This is a genomic window from Lysinibacillus sp. NPDC097868, from assembly GCF_044761135.1.
Lineage (GTDB): Bacteria > Bacillota > Bacilli > Bacillales_A > Planococcaceae > Lysinibacillus.
In genome coordinates this window covers 2138465-2164617 of record NZ_JBIWBS010000001.1, presented here as the reverse complement: position 1 = coordinate 2164617, position 26153 = coordinate 2138465, and the positions used below count along the sequence as shown (strand labels likewise).

Genomic DNA, 26153 nt, shown 5'->3' with positions numbered 1-26153 from the left:
ATGATGCTAGGTGTATGCCTATGCGAGTGTCAGGCACCCAAACAATTAGAAGGTAACGATATGGATGGTGTCTTTGCAAAGTGCCAGGCACTCAAACAATTTTGAATAACCAAGTAAAAATCCACGAAGACTCCTGTGGGAACGCACGAAATGTAAGACGCAACAAACCGCGCGTACGCGAGGGTTGCGACTTACAACGTGCCCACGGAAAGCGAAGTGGATTTTTACGCTTTAAGAAGCTGATATGATGCTAGGTGTATGCCTATGCGAGTGTCAGGCACTCAAACAATTAGGCATTAAAACAATTTATTTTCTATTTATTGGGTTTTAAATGAATGAAAAGGTATCATTTCTACTAAAAATCTTATAGTAATTTATTCCTGTTACAACTATATTTCAAATTTATTACTAAAAAGTAGAGAAAAAAGACTGTTAATCTGGCAATCTATTCGTCAATTATTTCAGATGTAATACAACTGTAAAAATCCTTCCAAATATTTAGTGATGAATTATGTTGCAAAACTATTTACCATGAATATAGAGCAAAACAGGAAGGAATGAATTACATGTTTAAAAAAGTAAAAAAAGTCGCGATGGCATCCGTATTATCGGTATCCTTATTAGTACCGATCAGCGCAATGGCAGCTGATTCATATACAGTAGTAGCAGGTGATTCACTTTGGAAAATTGCCGTAAACACTCAAACAGGCGTACAGGAGCTAATTGATGCAAATCCTCAACTAGCAAATCCTGATCAAATTAACATAGGACAAAAAATTAACATTCCAACTAATGAGCAAGCATCTGTAGAACAAGAAGTAGTTAAACTTGTCAATGCAGAACGAGCAAAAGCTGGTCTTCCAGCATTAAAAGAAGATTGGGAGCTTTCAAGAGTAGCAAAATACAAATCTCAAGACATGCATGATAAAAACTACTTCGATCATACAAGTCCAACATATGGCACACCATTTACAATGATGAAAAACTTCGGTATTACGTATAAATCAGCTGGAGAAAATATTGCCAAAGGTCAAAAATCAGCTACTGAAGTCGTAAATGCTTGGATGAATAGTGAAGGACACCGAGCAAATATTTTAAACAAAAACTATACACATATCGGTGTAGGCTTTGTGAAAGATGGTAACTACTGGTCTCAAATGTTTATACAAAAATAACATAAAAGAACTGTTCCAACGTATCGGGAGCAGTTCTTTTTTGTACATTAACTAGTTTACTCACTATTATTAGTCAATAAATGTTGATCAATCTGCATATTTGTCCACTATAATTCTAGCACCCTTACTATTAAGATGAATATTCATTGTTTTGCCAAATATCTTAATTAAAACTAAAAAGAGCAACTAACAACAATCACTAGCTGTCAGATGCTCGTTTTCATATTTACTTTTTTGAGTGGAGGATTGCCTGTGTGCGGGATTTGACACCTAGTTTTTGATAAATAGTAGATAAATAAACGCGAACGGTTCCATCTGATAAATTCAGCAGCTTCGCAATTTCTCGATTGGTGACACCATTGGCTAAAAGATCGAGTAATTCCATTTCACGTGGTGTCAATATTTCGCTACGAACTACACTTGTTGTGCAACTTTGAAGATAATTGAAATAATAATCTGGGTAAGGATTCCACTTTAATGCATACGTTTCTAATTGAAAATATTGCTCTAGAAGGGGGAGTAGATCCTTCTCATCTAATAACGTCCGAACATAATAATATTTTGCTGCTAATTGTAACACTTCATGTAAAATGTCCAGTGCGATAGGCGTGTTTCCAAAACGATGCTGGCAAATAGCCTCTAGCACTGTCGCTTCTATAATCGTTGCAATTTGCTCATCTTGCTGAGCCTTCGTTTTAACTTGAATGACGACAGGTAATGCATCGTTTAGCTCGCCCTTTAATAACAGTAAACGAGCATAAACTAACTGCCAAAATGGTTGCTTCGTTTTTGTTGCCTGTAACAGCATCTCTGCATTTCGACTATCTCCATCAACTATAAAGCAATAAGCTTGCATAATTTGAATGGAAGTTCGCCAATGTTTTTCCGAAACATCTTCTAATATTTGTGCAAGCATTGCACGGGCTGTATTTGCTTGTTGTTGATGTGTGTAAATTTTTGCTTTTAATAAATACATAGGAATAAATAAACCAGGATCTTGATGGTGATGACCTAAACCAATGGCGATTTCAAGCTCCTTTTGAGCATATTCTATTAAACTTCGTTCGTATAAAGATTCAGCGGCGACCCCATAGCTAAATGCTGTAACATTTGCAGTTTGTAACGATGTTTCTCGAAAAAGTTTACCAACAGCTTCGCCATCTTCCATTATTTGAAGTTTCCCTTTTGAGCCGATACTAGTGCGAGAAAGTTTGTATTCGAAAATATTATAAGGAATCGGAACGTTATCCCAACGTGAAGGAGCAGGACCTTTAGCAAGCAGATTGCGCATAATTTCTTCAACTAACTGTAAATTCCCACCAGAAGCGACAATAGCATATGCCTTAGCACTTTCATATATATACGCCATCGCAGCATGCTCTTCTTGCTCCATCCAATGTTCTACATGTTGTCGTATTTCAAGCTCCTCCATAAGGGAAGTAGCTATTTTTGTGTCCATTGTTGTAATAGAAGTTAGGAAACCGATAACAAGCATTTCATATGGAGCGATATAGTGAGCACTCCGAAGTTGATGTAACCATCTCATGTATGTTGTCGTTTGTCCGGAAGCGTAGAGCTGTACAAGATGTTCTGTTATCCATGAAGCTGCTTGTTCATATTGCTCATATTTAAGTGCTAGCTCAATAGCAGAAATATAATTTCCCTGCTTGTAAATAGAATGAGCAACTTCTTGGACAATCGATTGTACTTGCTGAACTGAATATTGTTTGTTTAGTTCTAATTGTAGAGCTTCAGCAAATAAATGATGGTAGCGGAAAACAGGCTTTTTTGATTGCAGACGAATAATAAATAGACCTTTTGCTTCTAAATTTTCTAATAGTTCAAGACTATTTGATTGCTTTGTTAGCTGGTCACATATAGCAGGTTCTAGCTCGTGCAGTAGAGATGTCTGTATGAGAAACTTTTGTGTTGTTGTCGGAAGGTTTTGAATAATTTCTTGCCATAGAAACTCAGAAATAAACGGCTGTGCGATATGATTGAATGGGTCCACCTGTTGTTCATTCGCCAAGCGCGTTAACAATAATCCGGCTACCCATCCTTCCGTTTTGTCTAAAACATTTTGTAAATGTTGTTGATTTAGTGGAGTTGCATGTTTGCAGGAAAAAAATTGCTTAGTTTCTTGCAATGTAAAGCGTAAATGATCCGCATTGAATTCTTGTAGCCATTGTTTCACACGCCATTTAGCAGTAGGAAGTGCAATGGCTGTCCGAGTCGCAATATATATATGTGCCTCAGAAGGTAAGTACTCTATGAACTGAGTCATAAGTTGATGAATTGTGGGGTTATCAATTACATGATAATCATCTAATACAATATGTATTGGTTTTTCTAATGCATTGAGTTCTTCCAAAAATGAATTAATAAAAAATTCAAGTGTTGCTAAGTCTTGAGCATGTAATAGTGGCGCAAGTATTTGATCTATATTGCACTGATAAGCTTTGGCAACGGCATGCACAGCATAAGTCCAATAACGAATCGGATCATTTTCAGCAGCATCAAGTGAAACCCAAGCCACAGCTTCCTTACTATTTTTAAACCAGCTGCTTAGGACAGTTGTTTTCCCATAGCCTGCTGGAGCACGTAAAATCGTTACTTTTTTATAAGTATGAAGTCGTAAAAGATCAAATATTTGTTTTCGCTCAATTAAATCAGGTGCGTTGAGAGGAATCGTTAATTTAGAAGATAATAGTGTAGTAGGCATCTTTTCTACCTCCTTTTCGAAATTTAGGATAATGATGTAATTTATTTTACTACAAGCTTCAGCATTATTTCGAATGTTAATAGTCCTAAGCATAACTTTGTTCGTTGACTTTTTCTATATATATAGTAGAAACATGGGACTTTATGCAAGTTCATAGTTTTATAAAAGAGGTTAGAAGTTTAAAAATGAATTGTCGAAAGGCAAAAGATCAAAGAAAAAGAGGTAGATTTTAAATAGAGGAAATTGCTGTAGATGGCGTTTGTAAAAAAATGAAGAATAACATACAAAAATGTTGAAACTGATAAAAAAATATAATATTTTATAATCAAATCAGAATTCTAATTATTCTAAAATGAATTTATTGAATGCATTCTAAAGAAAGGAAGGATGAGAATACTATGAATAAAATTTTATTTTTTACTAGGAACAATTTACCTTTCTGCAGTCGTTTTAATCACTACAGTTACATTAACGTTTATACCAGTTAAGTCATTTGCTATATCTCTTTCTGTAGATTTGAGAAATGACAATTTCAGAATATTGGAAATTATTGATTTTACGGATAAACGGCTGTGCTCGACACAGTAAATGACGAACACTTAATTTTGAACAATTCATCACTCTTCAAAAGCGAGCATCTACTAAATTTTTATGGAGAGTTTTCTAATTGGTTAGATTATGTAAAATGAATAAAAATTACACTACTATTGATTGGTTAGTAACCTAGTTCTCCATAGTTTATATAGAATTATTTAAGCAACGACCAATAAAAATGCATGAAAAGAAACACACTATCCTTACTAGTCGAATAAGATGTTGCTGTAAGTAAGTTAGAGGTAGGTGTTTGAACTTGAAGAGATTGATGTCTGTACTTTGTTTAGGATGTGCTATTGCTTTGGCTGGTTGTCAAGAAAAATTAGAGAACGAACAAATGGAAATGGACGATGTAAAGCAGCCAGTGACGTACACGGAGGACAAGGAACAGGAAGCTGGACCTGTAGTGGTTGAAATTGTTGATCCACAATCTTTGGAAATCATCCACATCATATCACCACAGGAACTAGGCTATGAAACAGACTCTGAATCGTATAAAATGAAAATTGAGCAATTTGCACAGCAGTTAGCAAGAGGCACAGATACAGTAGTTGGTTTAGATAAGCGAATGGTACTCGACAAATTGGATGATAATGGTGGAATTATTAAAGGCAGTCCATTGATGATTTTAAAAGAAAGTGAATTGGTTGAAAGGGTGTTAGCTGTATCTGCAACGGGGGGCAAGGTAGCAATGCCATTGTATATTACAGAAAGTGGCTATTATCTTGAAGACATACCGTATTTAGAGGATGTTGTTGTGGCTTCTTATACAACATACTTCAATTCATCAGATGCAGGAAGAAACAAAAATATTGAGCTTTCAGCAAATGCCATCAATAACGTTATTGTTGGGAGCGGAGATACTTTTTCTTTTAATACTGTCGTTGGACCTAGAGATGAAGAAAACGGCTATCAGCCCGCACCTGAAATTATTAATAAAAAGCTTGTCATGGGCATCGGTGGGGGAATTTGCCAAACTTCCTCAACGTTGTTTAATGCTGTCGATCAATTACCTATAAAATTCGTGGAGCGACATCATCATTCATTAGATGTAGGCTACGTCCCAAAGGGTAGAGATGCAACGGTGTCGTACGGTGGATTAGATTTTAGGTTTCAAAACACGAGTGATGTACCATTTTTGATAAAGGCGACCTATGGAAAAGATTTTTTAACAGTAGAAGTGCGAACATCAGAAAAATACCAAGCGGTTTTAAAAAAGCTTACAACTCAATAGAAAGCTAATCATGTAGTTAGCTTTGACGACAACAGGCATCAAGAAATTTAATCTTGTTGCCTGTTATTTAGTTATTGGCGTAGAGGAAGGCGACCCCTTTACGCAAACAAGTTGCAGCGTACCATATGCTGAGCGGAAAACGCTATGAGCGCAAGGAAATGTGAAATTTTTTACTTGCTTTAAATGATATTTAATATTTCTGCTGGAGAAAATACTTTGTAATCCGGCTCTTCTGATTGAATAACCTCCATTGCGTCATATCCCCAATCAACCCAAATAATTGGAATACCTACTTTTTTGCATGCGATGATATCCCGTTGCTCATCACCAACATATAACACGTCGGATCTTTTGATGTTCGCTTCTTTTAAATATTTTTTAATTACTTTATCTTTTCCAAAAATATGGCTAGAGCACAGTACTTCGGAGACATGATTGATGCCATTCATGTTTAAAAATTCCAAAATATTGTCTTTTGAATTAGAGGAGATAATCGCGATTGTATAACCTTTGCTTTCAATTTCTTTTAATACATCTTTCATACCGTGAAATAGATGAACTTCTTTTAATGACTGTTGATATAATCGGTAAAATTGAGGAAGTATAATAGGTAGCTTGCGGAGGGGGAAGTTAAATAATTTACTTCGTTCAGTAATTGATATTTTTTTTAGCGAATCAATATCCTCTAACTGAACTTCCTTAAAATCATATTTTTTCGCGATTATGTTCCATACAGAGGCGAGCACTTCTGTGGAATCTGCAAGTGTTCCATCAAAATCAAATATTATATGTTTCATTGTATTTTTTCTCCTTTAGGTTGTAGTTGGATTTATCATTATTATCTAGATGTATGTTTTAAATACATATAATCATTCGTTCATAATGACATGAATGCAGAAAAAAGAAACAAATCACGAGTTTTTTGGTGGAGAAGACCTAGTGGATAAAAGAAGAGCGGGGGAAAATGCATATTAGCAAATAATAAAAAAATCTGTAAGAGAGAATTGCAATACACTAAAAAAATTTACAATACATATTACAAAGAGCTCTCTCTTTAAAAGACATATTATTATTTAATCCAATTCATCTAAAATTTTTGTAATATATTGATTAATGTTTTCCTTGCTACATCCCGCTACATAAGCTTCCATAATAATGGTCTTTATAGAAAGTTCAAGGTTGTGTAAATGGGATTCGTCTACTACTTGACTTGAGCTAGCGATAACTTTTGCCTTTACTCGATTCTCCATCTTTATAATCCCTTTTTTCTCAAGTTCATGATAGCTTTTAGAAACTGTATGTATGTTTATTCCTATATCTTTCGCCATATTTCGAACAGAAGGAAGCCTATCATTGTGTTTAATTTGGCCTTTTGCAATATGTTCAATAATTTGATTTACGACTTGTTTATAGATTTGCAATTGGCTACTCGTATCTATCTTCATTTCCAACATAGTATTCCCCCTAAGATAAACGTCAATCTATTCATGAATAAACTTGGTTGAAATTTGCTTAGTAGGTATTTCTTCTTTTTAACCATTGCAGCACATTATCAAATGCTGAAGAAACACCCAATATTATTAATTTTAAGCATAGCTATCAGGGATAATAGTGATAGCTATGGTACGTGTAAGTACGTTTTCATTACTATTTTTTTGATAGTACTTTAGCATTAAATTATTTAACTCACGTTGAAAGTTTTCAAATTCTTCTTCTTTAATGTTTAACTCTAAAAGAGAGAATGTTGCACGGTCATCTGAACAGCTCTTATTCTCCAAAGAAGAAAGATAACCTTGATATTGTGACAATAAAGATAATTGATAATAGGATATATAACTAATTTTATCCTCTATATTTGTGGTTTTCCAATCGTTTGAATCCAGACGAGCAGCATCTTCATTAAGAACATAGTATTTTTCCGTGACGGATCTGACCTTTTTTTCTTTAATAATTTTGATAATCCCTGCATCAAGCAACAATTGAATATGCCGATAAAGTGTTGCCTGTGGAACATCCTGTATGATTCTCACCATTTCAAGAGGCGTTAAACCATTTTCTTTGTTCCGCATAAGTGCTTGACTAATTTTAATTCTTACAGGGTGCATTAAAATTTCAGCTTTATTCACCGTATTAACTCCTTTTATACAGTATTGTATTTGATAGTGTTAAACATTATCTATTTTGATAATATTATCAAAATAGATAATAATGAATGTTAACATAAAGTTTAAATAAAAAACAGGTGCAATTCCAAAAAATGTGTGTTATTGTTATCATTATCAGTAATGATAATGTAAATAAAAAGGAGAATTTTAAATGAAACTTCACTACGGGTTAAATGAGTTGAAAGATATCGATTGGTTGGCAGTACTACAGATTGCATTACCGTTTATGGTTGTTGGACTCATTCTTATTCTTATTGCACTGTTTGATTTGTATCGGCATCGTAAGACAAGGGCAAATGTTCTTTTATGGACAATAGTTATCTTATTTTTCAATACAATTGGACCAATTTTATATTTCACTATTGGACGAAAAGGAGAGAAAGCTTATGAAGTTAGAAATTAAAGATGTAACGAAAAACTTTAAAACAAAGACAGCAGTCAATAACTTTTCTATGGAAGTTGAAACTGGTCAGTGTGTAGGACTCATAGGGCCAAACGGTGCTGGAAAGTCTACGTTAATTAAAATCATTGCAGACATTCTATATGCGGATAAAGGCGAAGTACTTTTAGATGGGAAAAAAATTTCTAATATGAAAAGAGAAATAGGTTATCTTCCACAATACCCAGACTTTTTCCATTGGATGACAGCCAAAGAAACACTCTTCTTTATGGGACAGTTATCAGGGATAGCAAAAGATAAACTTATTGAGGAAGTACCAGCAATATTAACAAAAGTTGGATTATTTAACGAACAAAATGAGAAAGTCCAAACGTTTTCTGGGGGAATGAAGCAGAGATTGGGCATTGCCCAAACGCTTTTACATAAGCCATCTTTTATTGTCATGGATGAGCCTGTTTCGGCATTAGATCCAATAGGTAGGAGAGAGGTTTTAAATTTAATTCAAGAAATTAAACATGAAACAACTATTTTATTATCAACTCACATTTTAGGTGATGCAGAAGAAATCTGTGAACGATTTGTCATCATGAAACAAGGAAAGAAAATCGAAGATACGACAATAGATAAATTATTAACGCATAACAATGAATCGGTTGTTCATCTTGAAATTGCATCGGAAAATATGCTTTGGGTGCAATTAATTGAAAAGCTTCCATATGTGAAAAATGTAGAAGTAAGCGGAAAAAGAATGAAGGTTACCCTTGAAAATGTTCAGAAAAATAAAGATATGTTAATCCGTGATGCTCTGGAAAACAAGATAGATATTGTTCGATTTGAAGTTGGAAGTAGCGACACGTTAGAAGAAATCTTTTTAAAAATGGTGGTGAGCGTATGACGCCTTTTTATATTTTAACTAAAAAAGAATATGTACAAATGTTTCGTGATTTTAAAGTTATTTGGCTACCTCTTGCTTTTATGTTTTTAGGCGCAACGCAACCGGTTGTTACATATTATTTACCATCAATTTTAGCAGCGCTTGGTGGAAATCAAGGCATTACGATTGACCCTTCAATGATCCAGCAGGATGGAGCGCAGGTAATGGCCGCAACTCTTGGGTCACAATTCGATCAGTTGGGCATTATGATTGTTGTCATTTCTATGATGGGCATCATTCAGTCAGATAAAGCAAATGGGATGCTTGATTTTATTCTAACAAGACCTGTAAAAGTAGGATCATATATCGGTGGAAAGCTTTTTTCTAATTTCTCATTTGTAGCTATTAGTGTGACATTTGGATATGTTGTATCTTACGTATATGTAAATTTCTTGTTTAATAATATTTCATTTCTAGATATGATACTAGCCATTGTTTTTTATCAATTATGGGTTCTTTTTATGATTTCCTTTACTTCGATGGTTAGCACTATTTTTAATGGACAGGGCGTCATCGCTTTAATTAGTATCGTTTGCTTGTTTATTTTTAAAATGATTAGTGGATTACATCCAATAATTGATTTATTAAATCCTGCAGGCATGAGTCAACATGCAATGATGGTATTAATAACGGGTTCAGTCGATTCGCATTTATACGGCAATATGTTAATTACTTTCATATGGATTTCTTTAACCATCACTATTTCGCACTATTGGATTTCAGAAAAGAAATATCATAAAGATTAATATACAAAGAGGTGGACTACTAGTCCAAAACCATTAGTTAGTTTGCTCTTTGGATTACATTATTTGTTATCGTAATGATTGTTCATTTAGATGTGTATGCTTGGTAGCATAAAACAACGATATTAAAATTTTTAAAAAAATAGTGCCAGTCACTTTGAGTGACTGGCACTTTCTTGTGCGCTTACTTTTTCTCGTGTTTTAATTAAATAATAGGCATTAACAGATGATGCGATGGGGATAATGGCAGCTATGCCGATTCCCGCACAAAAAATGGTGATAAGCTCAGTGCTGAACACTTTAGAGTTGATGATTTCGCCAATCGAGTAGTTTAAATCTTTAAACCATATTAAAAGACCTAAATATCCACCGAAAAAAGCGAAAAATAGCGTATTTGTATCTGTTCCTAAAATATCTTTCCCAATGCTTAAGCCTGATGTGAATAATTTTTTTCTGCTAATGAGAGGGTTGTGGTGAAAAATTTCATGCATAGACGAAGCAATGGAAATGGCGACGTCTAAAATGGCTCCAATTGTACTCATAATAATTACAGAAGCGCCAATTTGAACAAAGTTAACACCAATATAAAGTGAAAAGATACTAATTTCCTCTGTAGATTCTTCTCCAAATCCTTGAATCATAGACTTCCCAGTGACAACCACAATAAAAAAGAGAAGTATCACAATCGTAATCATCGTCGAAATAAATGCGGTGATGGTTTTGCTGTTCTTTTCATTTATATAAAATAGGCTAATCCAACTAATGATTGTGCAGGCAATAAACGTTAAAACAATAGGGCTGTTCTTAGGATTAGTCATTAAAAAAATCGTTACAAAGAGCACCCCGAAATTTAAAAATAGAGAAAGAAAAGAGCGTACCCCTTTTTTTCCACCAATAACGATCATTAATATAAATAAAATGGCTGCTAGCCACACTAATACATTCATATCAATTTACCCTCTTTCGTTTAATGAAAAAAATAGAAGTATAAAGACTGATGGGGATTGTTAATACAACGCCAATACCACCTGCTAAAGCGCGAGCTAATTCTAATGAAAGATTCATGGAAAGTGTTAGCCCTAGCGTAGACGAATTTTTTAAATATAAAATAAGCATAGGAATGGAACCACATATATACACAAAAAACAAAATACTCGTAATTGTCCCCATCACATCTTTTCCAATATCAAGCCCTGAAACTTTTAATGCTTTATCAGAAATTGATGGATCTTGTTCATATAAAGCAAACATGGAAGAAGCCATGGTAATTGACACATCCATTACAGCTCCTAATGCCCCAATAAATAAACCAGCCATAAAAACCATACGATAAGGACGCGTTAGAAATTGCATTTCCTCGTATCGAAGGCCATTTTCAGATGTAATCCACAATACGAAAAAGCTAATAAGTAATGAAATGAAAGTTCCTAAAAGTGTTGCCAGCATTGCCGCATAGGTTTTTTCATTTAAACCATTTATGAGTATCAACGAAACACCAGTAAATAGCAGAACACATACACCGCTAACGAACAACAAGCTGACGTTAGCATGCTTTACATATAAATCCAATGCAAATGATAATATAAGTGCATTAACAATCAAACTAACTATGGAAAATAGCCCCTGTCTTTTACCAACAATTAATAAGGCGAATATAAAAATCCATGCAACTATTAACACGTATTGATCGCGTTTTACGTCTAAAATTGAACCTGATAATTGCCCTTTTTGAGCATTGTCTTCCTTTATGGAAACGAAAAGTTTGTTTCCGACCTTGTATTCATGATCAAAAGCACCAGAGGAAGAATACTCATTTGTTAAATATATAAGTTGTCCTTTGTCCTCTCCATTTATCACTAATGCAGTTATTTGCTGCATAAATAACTGATCGTCATTACTATACATATCTGATACAGGTGTTGAATCTTCCAACTCTGTTTTTATCACTTCTGCAATTGGCCGCTCATAAAAGGATTCATTGTGAGAAACAAATAAAAAGGAAGCCACAAAGCACAGTACTAATAGGATATAGAATAATATCCGTTTTTTATTAGAAATAATAGTAAACATAAAAAAACCTCCAATGAGGGGAATTTGACTATGTTCGTAGCAAGTGAAGTGTCCGTTGTACAGAAGCTGCGTTGAACAATGACTCACAATAACATTCCTATTTTTCTATGTCAAGGCTGGTCAAAAGTAGTCACGTAGGAAGTAACGCTCTTTACCAATTAAGGTTTCCTTTTACGATAAAGGAGCATGCCGTCTATGATGGTTTGCCTGTGCTTTCCATTGAATATTTAGTTTTAAATAAGTTGATTTGCACGTATCATTTTTAGTCATCGTACTGAATATGTAAAAACATTCAGATGATTGTTGTTGTCTGTCTGTTATGGATCTGGGAGGGGAGTGACAAGCTATACAAAAAATGTGTCCGTGTTATAGGAATGGCGTACATTATACATTCATCATTATGCGAATACTAGATAACATGGAGTTGTCCCGCCACTGTCTCTATTAAAAGGAGTGAGGTTGCCGAAGGAGGATTTAGAAAAGAAAAAAGGACGATAACCACAATCATTTCACAATCGGGATAACGTCCTGTTTTTTTTTTTAACGTATAGATTTTGGTGAAGATTTACTTTGTGTAGAAGAGCTGAGAAGTTGTATTTGCTCTTCTAGTACTGTACTTGCGTTTTGTAAAAACTGTGAAATGAGAGCAAGCTCTTCTTGCTTGTAGGATGAAGCTAGTTGAAGCATGGCTTGGTGAAGCGACTCATAGGTATGACGGATTTCTTCTCTCGATTCATATTCTGGGACTATAATGACCCTGCGACGATCATTAGGATCATTTTCTCTACGCACGTAACCGATTTTTTCAAGGCGATCAACTAATGCCGTAATGCTGCCTGTAGCAAGGCCTGTTTTTTTTGAAAGCTCTCCGGCAGTAATTGGACCGGTTTCACGTAAAATATCCAAAGAAATAAAATCATTATTGTATAGCCCAAGAGATGCAGCCACATTTTGCTGGTGTAATATTGTGCGAGTACCTAGCCCGCGCATAAGTGAAGTGAAATGTTCACGTGGATCAGTCATTTGATTTTCTTGATTGCTTGACAAAAGATAAGCCTCCTTTTAGACTATTAATATCTTGATGGTCGAGATATTAGATGGTCGAGATATTAGATGGTCAAGATATTTGATGGGTGTGTAATTGTTTACGTGTTCATTCTAGCGAAGGTATTAATAATTTGTAAAGGGGTTTCTAGATGGAAGCATCGAAAAGTAATAGTAATACAAAGTTGGTTGTGGCAGGTTTACTTCTTGCCATTTTTATGTCAGCAATTGACAATACAATTGTTGCGACTGCAATGGGAACAATCGTATCGCAACTTGGAGGCATGGATAAATTTGTTTGGGTTACTTCTGCTTATATGGTAACAACAATGGCTGGTATGCCTATTTTTGGTAAGTTATCCGATATGTATGGAAGAAAAAGATTTTTTATTTTTGGTCTAGGTGTGTTTTTACTTGGTTCGGCTCTTTGCGGTTTCGCTCATACAATTGAGCAACTTAGCATTTTTCGCGCGATTCAAGGGATTGGTGCAGGTGCGCTAATGCCAATCGCATTTACAATTGTATTTGACATCTTTCCACCAGAAAAACGGGGGAAAATGGTAGGGCTACTCGGCGCTGTATTCGGTATCGCAAGTGTCGTAGGACCACTTCTCGGTGCTTATATTACAGACCATTTTGGTTGGGAATGGGTTTTTTATATTAACCTGCCAATCGGTATCGTTTCATTAATTTTAATTATAAAAAATTACAAGGAATCTCCGGTGCTTACAAAGCAGAAAATCGATTGGTGGGGAGCGGCGACACTTGTATTGGCTGTTATCAGTCTTATGTTTGCATTGGAGCTAGGAGGTAAACAGTTCGATTGGAATTCAGCACCGATAATTTCATTATTTATCAGTTTTGCTGTGTTCTTTATTGTGTTCTTTTTTGTAGAGCTGAAAGCAGAAGAACCAATACTTCCTTTCTTCTTATTTAAACGTCGTTTATTTGCCTCTTCGCAAATGTTAGCTTTCTTATATGGCGGTACTTTTATTATTTTAACAGTATATATACCGATTTATGTGCAGGCTGTATATGGTGCTTCCGCAACGAATGCAGGGCTAATTCTGATGCCAATGATGTTGGGGTCCGTGGCAGGAAGTGCTTTTGGTGGTATTTTCTTAACGAAAATAAGCTATCGAAACTTAATGGTTATTTCAGTTATATCTTATTTTGTAGGTATGTTTTTACTAAGCACACTTACGCCAGATACGGCTCGAATACTTCTTACGCTGTATATGATTCTCGTAGGCTTTGGCATGGGCTTCTCCTTCTCATTACTACCGACCGCTTCACAGCATAATTTAGATGCTCGTTATCGGGGTACGGCGAATTCAACCAATTCGTTTCTGCGTACGCTAGGTATGACGATGGGAATTACAATTTTTGGAACAATTCAAAACAATGTATTTGCTAGTAAGCTAACGGAAGGTTTTAAAAATATGGGGCAAGGCTCAAATTCTGCAATGTTTGATGTTGGCGATATGAGAGAAATTTTTGAACCTAGTGTACGCGAGAATATCCCTGCAAACATTCTTGATATTATTGTGAATGCTATGTCTAACTCTGTTACACATGTATTTCTTCTTGCGCTCATTCCTATTGTTATTGCAGCCATTTTCGTTTTCATGATGGGGAACTCCCGAGTGATTGTTACAGCTGAAAAAGACAACAGGGAAAACTAAATAAAATATAGTAAGAATTTAAGCTATTGATGATACTAATAAGTCGTACGATGTTCAGGAGGACAATGATGAAAGAGACCATTTTTATTAAAGGTGCTTGGGAAAATAATTTGAAGAAAGTGTCGCTTTCCATACCTAAATATAAGCTAGTAGTACTGACTGGACCGTCTGGCTCAGGGAAATCAACGTTAGCTATGGATACGCTTCAGCGGGAATGCCAGAGACAGTATTTAGATTCTATGGGAATGATGGCTAATGCGATTAGCAAGCCTAAGGTTGAGTTTATTCGAGGACTGTCACCGTCAATCAGTGTTGGGCAGCATGTTACGAATCGAAATCCACGTTCAACGGTAGGAACAGTAACAGAAATTTATAAGTATATCCGTTTTATCTTTGCCAGACTTGGTGAACAAGTTTGTACTTCATGTCATGTAAGTATTCCTGCTTCTTTTGAACCAACAGAAGCGTTCGTAGAGGAAGATGAGGAAATAGATAATCAAATCATTAGTTGTCCAAATTGTCATGAACAGCAAGCGAAGTTAGGTATGTTACATTTTTCTTTTAACAAGCCAGAAGGTGCTTGTGAAACTTGTAGCGGCCTTGGTCATGTGGCGAGTATAAATGAGGCGATGGTTTTTAATCCTGAGCTTAGCTTACGCGAAGGAGGCGTAGCATCCCTTAAGGGGGTCCATCGTGACATTCAAATGCGTATTTTAGTGGCAGCAGGAAAGCATTATGGCTTTGAATTTGACCCTGATCTACCATTAAAAGATTACGATGATGTTCAGCGAGATTTATTATATTATGGTGTCGAGAGCGAGGAATTTAAACGTCACTATCCAAATAGTAAACCGGCCGCAGGAACAAAGTTTGAAGGAGTCATACCGAGCTTATGGAGACGTTATAAGGAGAAAGAGGGGGAATCAGGAGCTAAAGAAAAAGAAGGAAGTTTCTTTCATGAACAACTTTGCCCAGATTGCCTTGGTGCACGCTTAAAGAAAGAAGTGCGTCAAGTTAAGGTAGCGGACGCAACAATTTCGGACGTATCAGAGTGGTCACTTGAAGATGTATTGGAATGGACGAATAGCTTGCAGACGGCGTTCCCTGAAGCAAGTCATCATTTATTGGTGCCTATTATCGAGGATATGTTAACAACACTTCAGCGGCTTATCGATGTTGGACTTGGGTACCTTTCATTAAACCGTCAGACGGTATCATTGTCAGGAGGAGAAACGCAACGTTTACGACTTGCTACCATACTTGGTTCCGCTTTAACTGGCGTTCTGTATATTTTGGATGAACCGACAACTGGTCTTCATGCAAAGGATACAGCAGGTCTCATTCGAGTGCTTCAGCAATTACGTGATTTAGGTAATACTGTACTAGTTATCGAGCATGATGTTGAGATGATGCATGCTGCAGATCATATCATTGATATTGGTCCTGGTGCGGGAATACATGGTGGTACTGTTGTAGGTGAAGGCAGTCTGGATGATTTAATGTTAAATGGGCAATCAGTGACTGGAGCTTATCTAGTAGAAGAATGTTCCCCTTCTCCTGTTCGAGTTCGTAGGGAGGGAAATGGACAACATATCACTATTCAACAAGCAAAACTTCGAAATGTCGACATCCCTACTGTTTCTATTCCATTGGGCTGTCTCGTGTCAGTAACAGGCGTTTCAGGTTCGGGGAAATCCACGCTTGTTTTCGACATTCTTGCGCAAGGAAAATCGAAAAACCTTGCCCAAACAGGTTGTAAGGAAATTAGTGGGTTAGAACATATCGAAAATATCGTTATTTTTGACCAATCGCCAATGGGAAGAGTACAGCGCTCTAATGTCGCTACCTATACGGATGTCTTTACGCACCTCCGCAAATTGTTTGCAGGATTACCAGAAGCAAAAGAAAGAGACTTAACTTCAAAGCATTTCTCATTTAACTCTCCGGGTGGACGATGTGAAACATGCCAAGGTTTAGGTGTACTATCAGTAGATATGGACTTCCTAGCAGATATAGAAGTGACATGTACAAACTGCAAAGGTAAAAGATTTACTGACGAAGTGTTGCAAGTTAAATATGAAGGGTACTCCATTTCGGATTTGCTAAATATGTCTGTGGAGGAGAGCTTACCAATTTTGAAATCGGAAACAAAGATTTCACGCATGATTGAAATGCTATGTGAGGTAGGGTTGGGTTATCTTCAATGGGGACAATCGGTCAAAACTTTATCTGGCGGTGAAGGACAGCGTATTAGGCTGGCAAACGAATTAAGTAAAGCATCCAAAAACCACACGCTTTATTTATTGGACGAACCTACGACGGGTCTTCATCCATCTGATATTAAACTGCTACATGCTTTATTAAACAGACTTGTGTGCGCGGGCAATACCGTTATCGTCGTCGAACATAGTCTAGAATTAATCCGTGAATCTGATTGGGTTATCGATATTGGACCTGAAGGAGGAGCCGCAGGTGGAAAGCTTGTAGCTGAAGGAACGCCGGAACAAGTGGCAAAAGTATCGGATTCCTATACGGGGATGTTTCTGAAAGAAGTACTCGCCGAAGAGTTCTAATTACATTTAATAAAAAGAGAATACGCTCTTTTAGTTAAGATGAAGGCTACTGAACGACCTTCTACTAAAAGAGCGTATTTATTTATGAATCCTTCAAAATTTCATTCGACGTTACTAATTTTAAATTATCCCCAAAGTCACTAGCTCCTTAATACGCTCAATTGTTAACTGGTTGTTTTAATTTGCACATTTGGATTGTGCCAAGGCAATTAAACTACACAAAATAGCTATTAAAAAATTTTAAGTGGATAATGTATTAAAATAATGTTATCGTATGAAGTAACTAAATAAACATATCCTTCAGGGTAGGGTGAAATTCCCAATCGGCGGTGATGAAGTAATTCAAAGTCCGTGAGCGCAAGCTGATTTGGTGCAAATCCAAAACCGACAGTTACAGTCTGGATGGGAGAAGGGTATAGTATAAGCTTTTTAAATTCATAGGATTTTAAAAGGTCTATTTGGCTACGCTTATATACAAAACCACTTCCCATCGCATTCGTTGGGGAGTTTTTTATTTAGTTAAAAATATAATAGTAATCTGTTCTTCGGGGTAGGGTGAAATTCCCAATCGGCGGTGATGAAGCAATTCAAAGTCCGTGAGCGCAAGCTGATTTGGTGCAAATCCAAAACCGACAGTTATAGTCTGGATGGGAGAAGAACGATGAGATGGTAACCTGTGGAAAAATTTATAGCCATTAGGTTTATTTAGTGTCGTCTTATGAATGAGAACTCCCAAACCCCATTTTTATATGGGGTTTTTTATTTGTCTCGTTTAGGCAATTACAGGTCAAAATTTAAAATTAGAAAGTAGGTGGGAAAATGTTTACAGGTATTATTGAGGATGTTGGTACAATTAAAACCTTGCAAAACAATAGCCAAAGTATGAAAATAACTGTTATTTCGCCAAAAATAGTATCGGACATGAAGCTTGGAGATAGTATAGCTGTCAATGGCGTGTGTTTGACAGTTACACATTATAATGAGCAGGAAATGACAATGGACGTAATGCCTGAAACAGTGAAAGCTACAAATTTGCAGCAACTCAGGGTTGGTAATGCAGTAAATTTAGAGCGTGCAATGCCTGCAAACGGACGTTTTGGTGGTCATTTTGTTTCAGGGCATGTTGACGGAGTGGGAAAAATAGTACGCAAACGTCCAATGGCCAATGCAGTATACATTGATATAGAACTTTCAGAGGAGATAACTAGCTATTGTATTCCTAAAGGTTCAATCACAATTGATGGAACGAGTTTAACGCTCTTCCATGTGGAAAAAAACAGCGTCACCGTAGCGCTTATTCCGCACACATACAAGGAAACAGTATTAGGAACAAAAAATGTTGGATCACCAGTCAATATTGAAACCGATTTAGTTGGTAAATACATTATTCAACAGCTACTGCGTGGTCAGCAATCACCGACCATTACAAAAGATTACTTAGCGAAGCATGGGTTTTAATCTGTCTTTGAAAGTATAGAACGTACAGGAAATGAAAGTTTATTAGGAGGTGGCAATTTTGCTACATTCAATTGAAGAAGCAATTGCAGATTTAAAACAAGGCAAAATGATTGTTGTCGTGGATGATGAAGACCGTGAAAATGAAGGGGATTTACTTGCCCTTGCGGAGTTTATGTCACCAGAAACGATAAACTTTATGGCCACATATGGAAGAGGGCTTATTTGTACGCCAATTTCACAGCGTCTTGCACAACAATTAGCGTTGCATCCAATGGTCGTAAATAATACGGACCATCACCAAACGGCATTTACCGTAAGTATTGATTATAAAGATACAAAAACAGGCATTAGCGCCTTTGAACGCGCTTTGACGATTCAGAAAATGCTAGACTCACAAGCGCAAGCAACAGATTTTCGTAGACCTGGGCATGTATTTCCCCTTATAGCAAAGGAAAATGGTGTTTTAGAACGTAGAGGGCATACGGAGGCTACGATCGATTTAGCAAAGCTTTGCCAAAGCATACAAGCAGGCGTTATTTGTGAAATCATGGGGGATGATGGTGAAATGCTACGCTTCGATGACTTAGTCAAATATGCGAAAAAACACAAATTAAAAATGATTTCGATTGATGCATTAGCAGCCTATCGCCGTCAACAAATGCAAGGAAAAAATTCACTTACAGTGTAAACGAGGAGAATCAATTTATGGGAAAAACATTTGAAGCACAATTAATTGGCAGTGATTTAAAAATAGCGGTAGTAGTTGGTCGATTCAATGAATTTATTACAAGTAAATTATTAAGTGGTACATTAGATGGGCTAAAACGTCATGGTGTAGACGAAGCGTTAATTGATGTTGCCTGGGTACCAGGTGCATTTGAAATTCCATTTATCGCTAAACAACTAGCTGAAACAAAAAAATATGATGCCATTATTGGTCTTGGTACGGTTATTCGTGGCTCTACAACACATTATGATTATGTTTGTAACGAAGCAGCAAAAGGCATAGCAAACGTTTCTCTTGCTACAAACGTACCAGTTATTTTTGGTGTTGTCACAACTGAAAATATTGAGCAGGCAATTGAACGCGCTGGGACAAAATCTGGTAATAAAGGCTATGAAGCGGCAATATCAGCTATTGAAATGGCGAATTTACAGAAAATGATTGGCTAAATTATAATCACATAATGTATAAGTGACAAGGATAATTGCTGCATAATTTGTTGGACATTGGGAAAAATATTGTATATGCGTTAGTACTATATTTTGTTTGAATCGAGTTCAGTAGGAGATGAGGAATATTCAATCAATGAATCGAAATATGGAATTGAAAACGTTGAAAGAACTATTTCAACGCTCTGCTGACGTGATATTTCAAACTTATACCTTTCAACAGCATAGTGTTCATTTTATTACATGTGAATCAATGTTCGACCAGTTATTATTGAATAAGGTCATTATAAATCGAGTCCAATCTTTGTGCGAAGATGCTTCAACAACATTATTAGAAGAGCAAATAATAAATGAATTACACATTCCCAATCTTCAAAAAATAACGGATTTAGAAGATGCTATTACGCGTGTATATACAGGATATGCCTTACTTTACTTTGAAAAGGAGAAAATTTTATTCTCTAGTAAAATTTCTAATAAGCCTAATCGAAATCCTGAAGAAACAAAAAATGAATTAGTAATTAAAGGACCGAGAGACGATTTTATAGAAGATGTTTTTATTAATATTGCTTTAATTCGTAAGCGACTACCAACTAATTCATTGAGTGTAGAAACGGTGGAAGTTGGTAGGCGCTCTAAAACAACAGTAGCCGTTCTTTATATGGAGGACATTACCAATAAAACGATGGTGGATGAAATTAAAACGCAATTACGTAAAGTTGATACAGATGTCGTAATTAGTGGCGATATATTGATGGATGGGGTGGGCAAAACCGCTAAAATTCTTCCACTACATGACTATACAGGTCGACCTGATTTTGCAGTACAAGCGTTAAGTAGAGGACGTATTCTTATTTTAGTCGATGGAGTGTCCTATGTAATCATAACACCCCCTAATATCTTTTTACTCTTTAAATCAGGAGAAGATAATGATTATCCAGCTATTGTAGGCTCTATAGAACGACTGCTACGAATCGTAGGTATATCAATAAGTATACTTGCACCAGGTTTTTGGCTTGCCTTATCGACCTATCATCAAGAGCAAATGCCCATACTACTTTTAGCAACAGTTGTGCAATCAAGAACCGGTTTGCCTTTTCCTACCATACTAGAAATATTGCTAATGTTATTTATGTTTGAATTATTTCGCGAAGCAAGTCTTCGCTTACCATCTCTTTTGAGCGGAACCATGAGCGTTGTGGGAGGTTTAATTGTCGGAGATGCGGCGATCAAGGCGGGCATAACGAGTCCTTCAATGATAGTAGTAATTGCTATTTCAAGTATTGCAGCATATACACTTGTAAATCAATCGTTTGTAACGGCCATGAGTGTTTTCCGTTTATTTGTCGTCTTAATGGCTGCTTTTTTTGGCTTATTTGGTTTCTTTTTGTCCCTATTCTTTCTTCTTATTTATGTTGCGAATATACGGGTGTTAGGTGTACCGTACTTAAGTCTTGGCGCAAATTTGAATTGGACTGATATCAAAAAATCTTTAATACGTGCAGCTCCAAGTGGATACAATAAACGCCCAAAATTTTTACAGCCTCAAGATAAAACTCGGTCTTCCAGTAAAAATTAAAGATAGCCATTTTAAATAAATAATAAGTTATTTTCATGCTTTGCTTGTAAAAACGCTTGGATTGGACAAAATACTTAATGAAGAGTATGGATTAATGCTTATCTATATTTTTCTAGACCAATCACAAGGGGTGGATAGTTATGCCGAATGTTCAAGTAAGCTGTGCTGTATCAAATTGTGTTTTCCATGCCAAAGGTAATTTTTGTGGTGCTGAAAAGATAGCAATCGATATGGATAAACGTATCGATAACAAACATGATACAGAGTTTGCTTCTGATTTTGAGTTGCATATGTCTAAAGAGGCGGCAAGTCAATCATCAGATACGTGTTGTAAAACATTCAGGTCTAAAGAAAAAGAAAAACTTTAGATGATAGGTATAAGTTGTTTAACTAATTGCAAATAGAGAATTAAAGGCAATATTTAAATAATTTATCTTTACCTTAAAATTAATGATATGGTCACTTTGAAAGTTGTCTTCCTATATGGAAGACGACTTCTTTTTTAGCATTTTTTGTATAGTGATACCATTGACCTTCCAGTTACTTGAAGGATTACTATAATATTAACATCCGATTGGAGTATGGGAGGTATGGAAATGAAAAAATACGAAGATTTAGTAGTGAACGTAGTTTCATTAATGGGAGATGCTTATGACGTGGGTTTCCAACAAAGTAAGGAAATACAATCATCTGCTCATTTAGTACAAGAAGAACTGCTCCTTGCATTATCAGCTACTTGTAATGCAAGGAAGGCTCAAGAGGCATTACAGTATGTTTCGCCAAATCTTTTGCAAGAGATAAAAGGGTTAGCTTCTGGTTTAGAACAGTCATATGAATCCATTATAAAAATGTATAGTGGTTATAATATGACATTTCCCGATATGGGATGTACGTCGTTTGTGCATGATGGGCATTATGTGAGAAATTATGATTTTAGCCCTGCTTTATATGATGCAAGACTCGTTTTTTCTAATCCGTCAGAAGGGTATGCAAGTGTTGGATTTAGCCAGCAAATAATTGGCAGGCTAGATGGAATGAATGAAAAAGGACTAGTTGTAGGACTTCATTTTGTTAATAATGAATGGGAAGGGGATGGCTTTCTGGCGTCAACGATTGTTCGAATATTACTGGAGCGGTGTGAAAATATTGATGAAGCCATTTTACAATTAAAAAAAATCCCACATCGTTATTGCTACAACTACTCGATGACTGATCCAAGTGGAAAAGTGGTTGTGGTAGAGGCTACACCAACGGAACAAATTATTTTTGAAAAACATTCATTTACTTGTACGAATCATTTTGAATCACAAGAATTGAAAGAGAAAAATAAAGCATATATAGATAATTCAGTACAACGCAAGCGCTATGTAAATCGTTTTGTTGCAAACGCATGTACGACTGCTATGTCTGCTTTTCAGCATTTTAATGATGGAGATTCACCGCTATTTTTTAAACAATATAAAGAATACTTTGGTACATTACACACAGTCGTATACTCACCAAATCAATTAGAAATCATTGTGGGGATAGGTGAGAATAGCAAGCCACATACGTTTTCCCTGCATCAATTTATAAGGGGTGACCTTATTCTTCCGACAACCATAAAAGGAAAAATACTTCAGGCTATCTAATTCGTCATGCTTGGTTTATAATTTAATAGATAATAGGGGGAATGGCATAACTTTTGTTGGGCTGTTCTCCTTTCGTTTTGTTGCTATTTCGTTTTTCGAAAGAAAATGAAATTATTTTATATTGTATAACAATTTAAAATTGTTATAAAAATTAAACTTGGATATAAGTTATATTTTCAAGGTTTTTTTTTAAAACAAACATGAAAAAATAAAAATTACTATAGTATAATATTATTGCAGTTATTATAAAAATTAATTGTTACAGTAGTAAATACACATATTTTAAATATTTAATACAATAGATGAGGAAGTACCAGTTTGTATGAAAAAACGTAAAATTAAATTAATATTAGTATTAGCGACAGTATTATTATCATTGTTCACAAGTTTAAATGTTGTCACTTCTTATGTGAAAATGAAAAAAACTGTGGAAGAGTCAATCGCTAACCAAAGTCTGGAAGCGGCTATATCCATTGCATCATCACTTGATGTCAAACAGTATCAGCAATTTTTAAATAATCCTGTGGAAAGTGAAGATTATTGGGAATTAAGAAGCTATTTAAATGATGCAAGAGAAAAACTGGGCGCCTTATTTGTGTATACATTAGAAATTGATAATCCTCAAGTATCCAAAGCGTTGATTGCTGGTGTACCTGATAACTACACAGAAGGGTTTGAAATAGGACAAATTTGTACTGTACCTGAGAAGCAAATCAAACTAGCTTATAAAGGGCTAACTTATGTTACGAATGTAATTGAGGATCCTGACCATGGCGATTATCTTTCTGTAGGAGCACCTATTAAGAATGAAAATGGGCAAATTATTGGCTACCTCGGTATTGATATTGGTGCAGACAAAGTTAATGGTATTAAAGGAAAAGTTCTAGAAAACAATTTGCTCATGTTTATATATAATGGACTATTTATTTTAATCGTTATTGCTTCTTTCTTCTTTTTACAGAGATGGTATCAAAAAGAAGTAACAAAAGAAGTAGGGGTAACTGAAGATACGTATCAAGCTGAAATTAAAGCGTTAATTACCTCTGTATCTTCTTTAAGACATGATTTCACCAACCATATACAAGTGTTGCATGGGCTACTGCAACTTGGGGAGCAAGAACAAGCAAAACAATATTTATCATCATTATCTAAAGATGTGCAGGCAATTAAATCACTAAAATTAAATATAAATCACCCTGGGCTATCAATCTTGTTGCAAACGAAAAAACTTGCAGCCCAAAATCATAATATTGAGATGGATATAACTGTCTCACAGGATGCTTTTATTAATATTAAAACAACAGATTTAATTAAGTTATTATCAAATTTAATTGATAACGCCATTGATGCCACAACTGAATTACCTGAGAGTGAACGTAAAATGACAATTTGTTGTCATGCGGATGAAGCAAAGTATGTCTTTGAAATTATTAATACAGGACCGACAATATCAGAGCCGGATCAAATATTTAAACAAGGGTTTACAACAAAAAAACCTGAATTCGGTAAAATAAGAGGGCAAGGATTATTTATCGTCAAAGAGGTTGTCAAAAAATATCATGGAAACATCTCTATTCAATCGACAGCCGAATTAGAAACAACAGCGACTGTAATCATTCCTCTAAAGTGAAATAGTGCGGGACAATAAGTGTGTGTATGTACTCAATGATAGAGCCCCATGGACATCAGAGTGTTCGTGTAATTGTTAGATTTAGCGACTCGATTTATGTTTACTGGATATAAAATCGTAATAAGGTTTTTATAAAAATAAGCAGACAGCTCCCTATAGTAAGTAGTAGGGGGCTTTTGGTTTTGGAGTAAGTTCACGTGTTATGCGCCATCATGTTATGAACAATGTAAGTCATACATTAACAGTAAATCTTTAAGGTAGGATAAGGGGGCAAAGAAGGATTTGGAACAGCCAATTCTTGATTTACTGCGAGCTGGTGGCTTCATTTTCTATGTTAGACATGGGGAAGCAATAGTTGGAGAGGATCAGCCATATTTTAATTTTCAATATTGCTATACACAACGTAATCTGTCTGACTACGGTCGGAGAGAAGCCGTTTACTATGGACAAATGCTTCGTTATTGGCAAATTCCAATTAATTCACCTATTATTGCAAGCCCATTGTGTAGAACAATTGAGACAGCGCAGCTTGCATTTCCAACAATGTATATTCAAATCGACCCTTTTTGGTTTGAAATTAATAAACTAGGAGGGAATATATCAGCTATAGAACAGCAGCAAATTTTGAAAAATGTCCAATCACAATTAGAAAAGACACCGCCCTTTGGGACAAATCAAATAATTATAGCGCATAGTTTTCCAAATGGGATAGGTTTAGGTAAAATTCCTAATATGGGAACGGTCATTGTAAAGCCTAAAGGTGAAGGTAACGGTTATGAAATTGTAAAACAGCTACCATTAACCGATTTAGCGACTTTAGGGAATCCTCTTAATAAATAGGTAGTGAAAGTTAAGTGTATTCAACCTAAAAAACTCTTATTTCCATCCATCTAATGAGCGTTCCGATTTTTGAAAAAATGTTTATACTTGCTCATTATTTATTGTGAAATAAAGTCAAATGAGAGAATTTATGAATAGGCGGTTGATAATATGAAACGAGAGGGAATTGTTAAATGGTATAAAGAAGAAAAGGGCTATGGTCGTATTATGCTGGATGGAGAAGATGGAAATCATGTCCATTTTAGCTCTATTTTACCAAATAATGAAAAATTTCCAGATGGCTATAGATTTCTTAAACAAGGTCAAAAAGTGTCCTTTGATCTAATTGAGCAGCCACATGCTACTGACCAAAAGCAAGTGGCAGAAAATGTTGAAATCCTATCAGACTAAAGAGGAAGTAGTGTAACCGATTGTGTTATCTAATAGCTCAATTTTAGCTATGTATAGAAAGAGCTATCATCTTAATAGAGATTTACATTCAATATAAAAGCGTTCATCCAATA

At 35.6% G+C, this 26153-nt stretch carries 22 protein-coding genes, 1 pseudogene and 2 riboswitches; of the genes and pseudogenes, 16 read left to right on the top strand and 7 right to left on the bottom strand.

All coding sequences use genetic code 11. The features are described from left to right. Window positions 1-566: 566 nt before the first annotated feature. A complete protein-coding gene (locus tag ACIQXJ_RS10710; protein WP_403053176.1) occupies window positions 567-1175 on the top strand; it encodes a CAP domain-containing protein in 609 nt (202 codons plus the stop codon). Window positions 1176-1401: 226 nt separating this feature from the next. On the opposite strand, the gene ACIQXJ_RS10705 is transcribed toward ACIQXJ_RS10710, so the two are convergent. Next, on the bottom strand, window positions 1402-3897 hold the full coding sequence (locus ACIQXJ_RS10705; RefSeq protein ID WP_403053173.1) for a winged helix-turn-helix domain-containing protein: 2496 nt from the start codon (window positions 3895-3897) through the stop codon (window positions 1402-1404). A gap of 862 nt (window positions 3898-4759) precedes the next feature. On the opposite strand from ACIQXJ_RS10705, the gene ACIQXJ_RS10700 reads away from it, so the two are divergent. Continuing rightward, window positions 4760-5725, top strand: coding sequence for a VanW family protein (locus ACIQXJ_RS10700; RefSeq protein ID WP_403054886.1), 966 nt, complete (start codon window positions 4760-4762; stop codon window positions 5723-5725). Window positions 5726-5904: 179 nt separating this feature from the next. On the opposite strand, the gene ACIQXJ_RS10695 is transcribed toward ACIQXJ_RS10700, so the two are convergent. The 3 genes from ACIQXJ_RS10695 to ACIQXJ_RS10685 all read right to left on the bottom strand — a co-directional run bounded on the left by ACIQXJ_RS10695 (window position 5905) and on the right by ACIQXJ_RS10685 (window position 7851). Beyond that, entirely contained in the window at window positions 5905-6522 is a 618-nt protein-coding gene (locus ACIQXJ_RS10695) for an HAD-IA family hydrolase (RefSeq protein ID WP_403053170.1), read from the bottom strand. 276 nt (window positions 6523-6798) lie between these two features. After that, entirely contained in the window at window positions 6799-7179 is a 381-nt protein-coding gene (locus ACIQXJ_RS10690; RefSeq protein ID WP_403053167.1) for a GntR family transcriptional regulator, read from the bottom strand. A gap of 132 nt (window positions 7180-7311) precedes the next feature. Continuing rightward, on the bottom strand, window positions 7312-7851 hold the full coding sequence (locus tag ACIQXJ_RS10685; protein WP_403053164.1) for a helix-turn-helix domain-containing protein: 540 nt from the start codon (window positions 7849-7851) through the stop codon (window positions 7312-7314). Between the two features lie 190 nt (window positions 7852-8041). On the opposite strand from ACIQXJ_RS10685, the gene ACIQXJ_RS10680 reads away from it, so the two are divergent. The 3 genes from ACIQXJ_RS10680 to ACIQXJ_RS10670 are packed head-to-tail and all read left to right on the top strand — an operon-like array spanning window position 8042 to window position 9970. Then, on the top strand, window positions 8042-8293 hold the full coding sequence (locus ACIQXJ_RS10680; protein ID WP_403053161.1) for a PLD nuclease N-terminal domain-containing protein: 252 nt from the start codon (window positions 8042-8044) through the stop codon (window positions 8291-8293). Then, window positions 8277-9185 (top strand): ABC transporter ATP-binding protein, encoded by a 909-nt coding sequence (locus ACIQXJ_RS10675; protein ID WP_403053158.1) that lies wholly within the window; start codon window positions 8277-8279, stop codon window positions 9183-9185. The genes ACIQXJ_RS10680 and ACIQXJ_RS10675 overlap by 17 nt, the downstream gene beginning before the upstream one ends. Continuing rightward, window positions 9182-9970 (top strand): ABC transporter permease, encoded by a 789-nt coding sequence (locus ACIQXJ_RS10670; RefSeq protein WP_403053155.1) that lies wholly within the window; start codon window positions 9182-9184, stop codon window positions 9968-9970. The genes ACIQXJ_RS10675 and ACIQXJ_RS10670 overlap by 4 nt, the downstream gene beginning before the upstream one ends. 149 nt (window positions 9971-10119) lie before the next feature. Here ACIQXJ_RS10670 and ACIQXJ_RS10665 read toward each other — a convergent pair whose 3' ends face one another. From ACIQXJ_RS10665 to ACIQXJ_RS10655, 3 genes are all read right to left on the bottom strand, one after another. Further along, window positions 10120-10914: a YibE/F family protein gene (locus ACIQXJ_RS10665; protein WP_403053153.1), complete on the bottom strand. Its 795-nt coding sequence runs from the start codon at window positions 10912-10914 to the stop codon at window positions 10120-10122. Between the two features lies 1 nt (window position 10915). After that, a complete protein-coding gene (locus ACIQXJ_RS10660) occupies window positions 10916-12037 on the bottom strand; it encodes a YibE/F family protein (protein WP_403053150.1) in 1122 nt (373 codons plus the stop codon). A gap of 540 nt (window positions 12038-12577) precedes the next feature. Then, the gene (locus tag ACIQXJ_RS10655) at window positions 12578-13060 is read right to left on the bottom strand and encodes a MarR family winged helix-turn-helix transcriptional regulator (protein WP_403054884.1); all 483 of its coding nucleotides are present in this window, start codon (window positions 13058-13060) and stop codon (window positions 12578-12580) included. A 173-nt stretch (window positions 13061-13233) separates the two neighbouring features. On the opposite strand from ACIQXJ_RS10655, the gene ACIQXJ_RS10650 reads away from it, so the two are divergent. The 11 genes and pseudogenes from ACIQXJ_RS10650 to ACIQXJ_RS10600 all read left to right on the top strand — a co-directional run bounded on the left by ACIQXJ_RS10650 (window position 13234) and on the right by ACIQXJ_RS10600 (window position 26040). Continuing rightward, window positions 13234-14766, top strand: coding sequence for an MDR family MFS transporter (locus ACIQXJ_RS10650; RefSeq protein WP_403053147.1), 1533 nt, complete (start codon window positions 13234-13236; stop codon window positions 14764-14766). A 68-nt stretch (window positions 14767-14834) separates the two neighbouring features. Beyond that, a complete protein-coding gene (gene uvrA / locus ACIQXJ_RS10645; protein WP_403053144.1) occupies window positions 14835-17339 on the top strand; it encodes an excinuclease ABC subunit UvrA in 2505 nt (834 codons plus the stop codon). A 292-nt stretch (window positions 17340-17631) separates the two neighbouring features. Beyond that, window positions 17632-17757: riboswitch (FMN riboswitch) on the top strand. A 119-nt stretch (window positions 17758-17876) separates the two neighbouring features. Further along, window positions 17877-18002, top strand: a riboswitch (FMN riboswitch). A gap of 156 nt (window positions 18003-18158) precedes the next feature. Then, a complete protein-coding gene (gene ribE / locus ACIQXJ_RS10640; protein WP_403053141.1) occupies window positions 18159-18797 on the top strand; it encodes a riboflavin synthase in 639 nt (212 codons plus the stop codon). A 58-nt stretch (window positions 18798-18855) separates the two neighbouring features. Next, window positions 18856-19446, top strand: a pseudogene (gene ribB / locus ACIQXJ_RS10635) (3,4-dihydroxy-2-butanone-4-phosphate synthase); the annotation flags it as partial. Window positions 19447-19502: 56 nt separating this feature from the next. Beyond that, complete coding sequence (gene ribH, locus ACIQXJ_RS10630; protein ID WP_403053138.1) at window positions 19503-19970, top strand: 6,7-dimethyl-8-ribityllumazine synthase; 468 nt, start codon at window positions 19503-19505, stop codon at window positions 19968-19970. Between the two features lie 136 nt (window positions 19971-20106). After that, window positions 20107-21549, top strand: coding sequence for a spore germination protein (locus ACIQXJ_RS10625; protein WP_403053135.1), 1443 nt, complete (start codon window positions 20107-20109; stop codon window positions 21547-21549). A gap of 140 nt (window positions 21550-21689) precedes the next feature. Then, window positions 21690-21917: a DUF1540 domain-containing protein gene (locus tag ACIQXJ_RS10620; RefSeq protein WP_403053132.1), complete on the top strand. Its 228-nt coding sequence runs from the start codon at window positions 21690-21692 to the stop codon at window positions 21915-21917. Window positions 21918-22145: 228 nt separating this feature from the next. Beyond that, window positions 22146-23180 (top strand): C45 family autoproteolytic acyltransferase/hydrolase, encoded by a 1035-nt coding sequence (locus ACIQXJ_RS10615; RefSeq protein ID WP_403053129.1) that lies wholly within the window; start codon window positions 22146-22148, stop codon window positions 23178-23180. Window positions 23181-23502: 322 nt separating this feature from the next. Then, on the top strand, window positions 23503-24810 hold the full coding sequence (locus ACIQXJ_RS10610) for a Spo0B domain-containing protein (RefSeq protein ID WP_403053126.1): 1308 nt from the start codon (window positions 23503-23505) through the stop codon (window positions 24808-24810). Window positions 24811-25092: 282 nt separating this feature from the next. Continuing rightward, entirely contained in the window at window positions 25093-25650 is a 558-nt protein-coding gene (locus tag ACIQXJ_RS10605) for a histidine phosphatase family protein (RefSeq protein ID WP_403053123.1), read from the top strand. A gap of 150 nt (window positions 25651-25800) precedes the next feature. Continuing rightward, on the top strand, window positions 25801-26040 hold the full coding sequence (locus tag ACIQXJ_RS10600) for a cold-shock protein (protein WP_403053120.1): 240 nt from the start codon (window positions 25801-25803) through the stop codon (window positions 26038-26040). Window positions 26041-26153 lie beyond the last annotated feature (113 nt).

Excerpts from the sequence above, each read along its gene's own strand:
- ACIQXJ_RS10705 (WP_403053173.1), bottom strand. The coding sequence starts at position 3,897 with ATGCCTACTACACTATTATCTTCTAAATTAACGATTCCTCTCAACGCA.
- ACIQXJ_RS10660 (WP_403053150.1), bottom strand. The coding sequence starts at position 12,037 with ATGTTTACTATTATTTCTAATAAAAAACGGATATTATTCTATATCCTA.
- uvrA (WP_403053144.1), top strand. The coding sequence starts at position 14,835 with ATGAAAGAGACCATTTTTATTAAAGGTGCTTGGGAAAATAATTTGAAG.
- ACIQXJ_RS10675 (WP_403053158.1), top strand. The coding sequence starts at position 8,277 with ATGAAGTTAGAAATTAAAGATGTAACGAAAAACTTTAAAACAAAGACA.
- ribE (WP_403053141.1), top strand. The coding sequence starts at position 18,159 with ATGTTTACAGGTATTATTGAGGATGTTGGTACAATTAAAACCTTGCAA.
- ACIQXJ_RS10700 (WP_403054886.1), top strand. The coding sequence starts at position 4,760 with ATGTCTGTACTTTGTTTAGGATGTGCTATTGCTTTGGCTGGTTGTCAA.
- ACIQXJ_RS10690 (WP_403053167.1), bottom strand. The coding sequence starts at position 7,179 with ATGTTGGAAATGAAGATAGATACGAGTAGCCAATTGCAAATCTATAAA.
- ACIQXJ_RS10600 (WP_403053120.1), top strand. The coding sequence starts at position 25,801 with ATGAAACGAGAGGGAATTGTTAAATGGTATAAAGAAGAAAAGGGCTAT.
- ACIQXJ_RS10665 (WP_403053153.1), bottom strand. The coding sequence starts at position 10,914 with ATGAATGTATTAGTGTGGCTAGCAGCCATTTTATTTATATTAATGATC.
- ACIQXJ_RS10680 (WP_403053161.1), top strand. The coding sequence starts at position 8,042 with ATGAAACTTCACTACGGGTTAAATGAGTTGAAAGATATCGATTGGTTG.
- ACIQXJ_RS10620 (WP_403053132.1), top strand. The coding sequence starts at position 21,690 with ATGCCGAATGTTCAAGTAAGCTGTGCTGTATCAAATTGTGTTTTCCAT.
- ACIQXJ_RS10695 (WP_403053170.1), bottom strand. The coding sequence starts at position 6,522 with ATGAAACATATAATATTTGATTTTGATGGAACACTTGCAGATTCCACA.
- ACIQXJ_RS10625 (WP_403053135.1), top strand. The coding sequence starts at position 20,107 with ATGAATCGAAATATGGAATTGAAAACGTTGAAAGAACTATTTCAACGC.
- ACIQXJ_RS10670 (WP_403053155.1), top strand. The coding sequence starts at position 9,182 with ATGACGCCTTTTTATATTTTAACTAAAAAAGAATATGTACAAATGTTT.
- ACIQXJ_RS10710 (WP_403053176.1), top strand. The coding sequence starts at position 567 with ATGTTTAAAAAAGTAAAAAAAGTCGCGATGGCATCCGTATTATCGGTA.
- ACIQXJ_RS10610 (WP_403053126.1), top strand. The coding sequence starts at position 23,503 with ATGAAAAAACGTAAAATTAAATTAATATTAGTATTAGCGACAGTATTA.
- ACIQXJ_RS10650 (WP_403053147.1), top strand. The coding sequence starts at position 13,234 with ATGGAAGCATCGAAAAGTAATAGTAATACAAAGTTGGTTGTGGCAGGT.
- ribH (WP_403053138.1), top strand. The coding sequence starts at position 19,503 with ATGGGAAAAACATTTGAAGCACAATTAATTGGCAGTGATTTAAAAATA.
- ACIQXJ_RS10655 (WP_403054884.1), bottom strand. The coding sequence starts at position 13,060 with ATGACTGATCCACGTGAACATTTCACTTCACTTATGCGCGGGCTAGGT.
- ACIQXJ_RS10615 (WP_403053129.1), top strand. The coding sequence starts at position 22,146 with ATGAAAAAATACGAAGATTTAGTAGTGAACGTAGTTTCATTAATGGGA.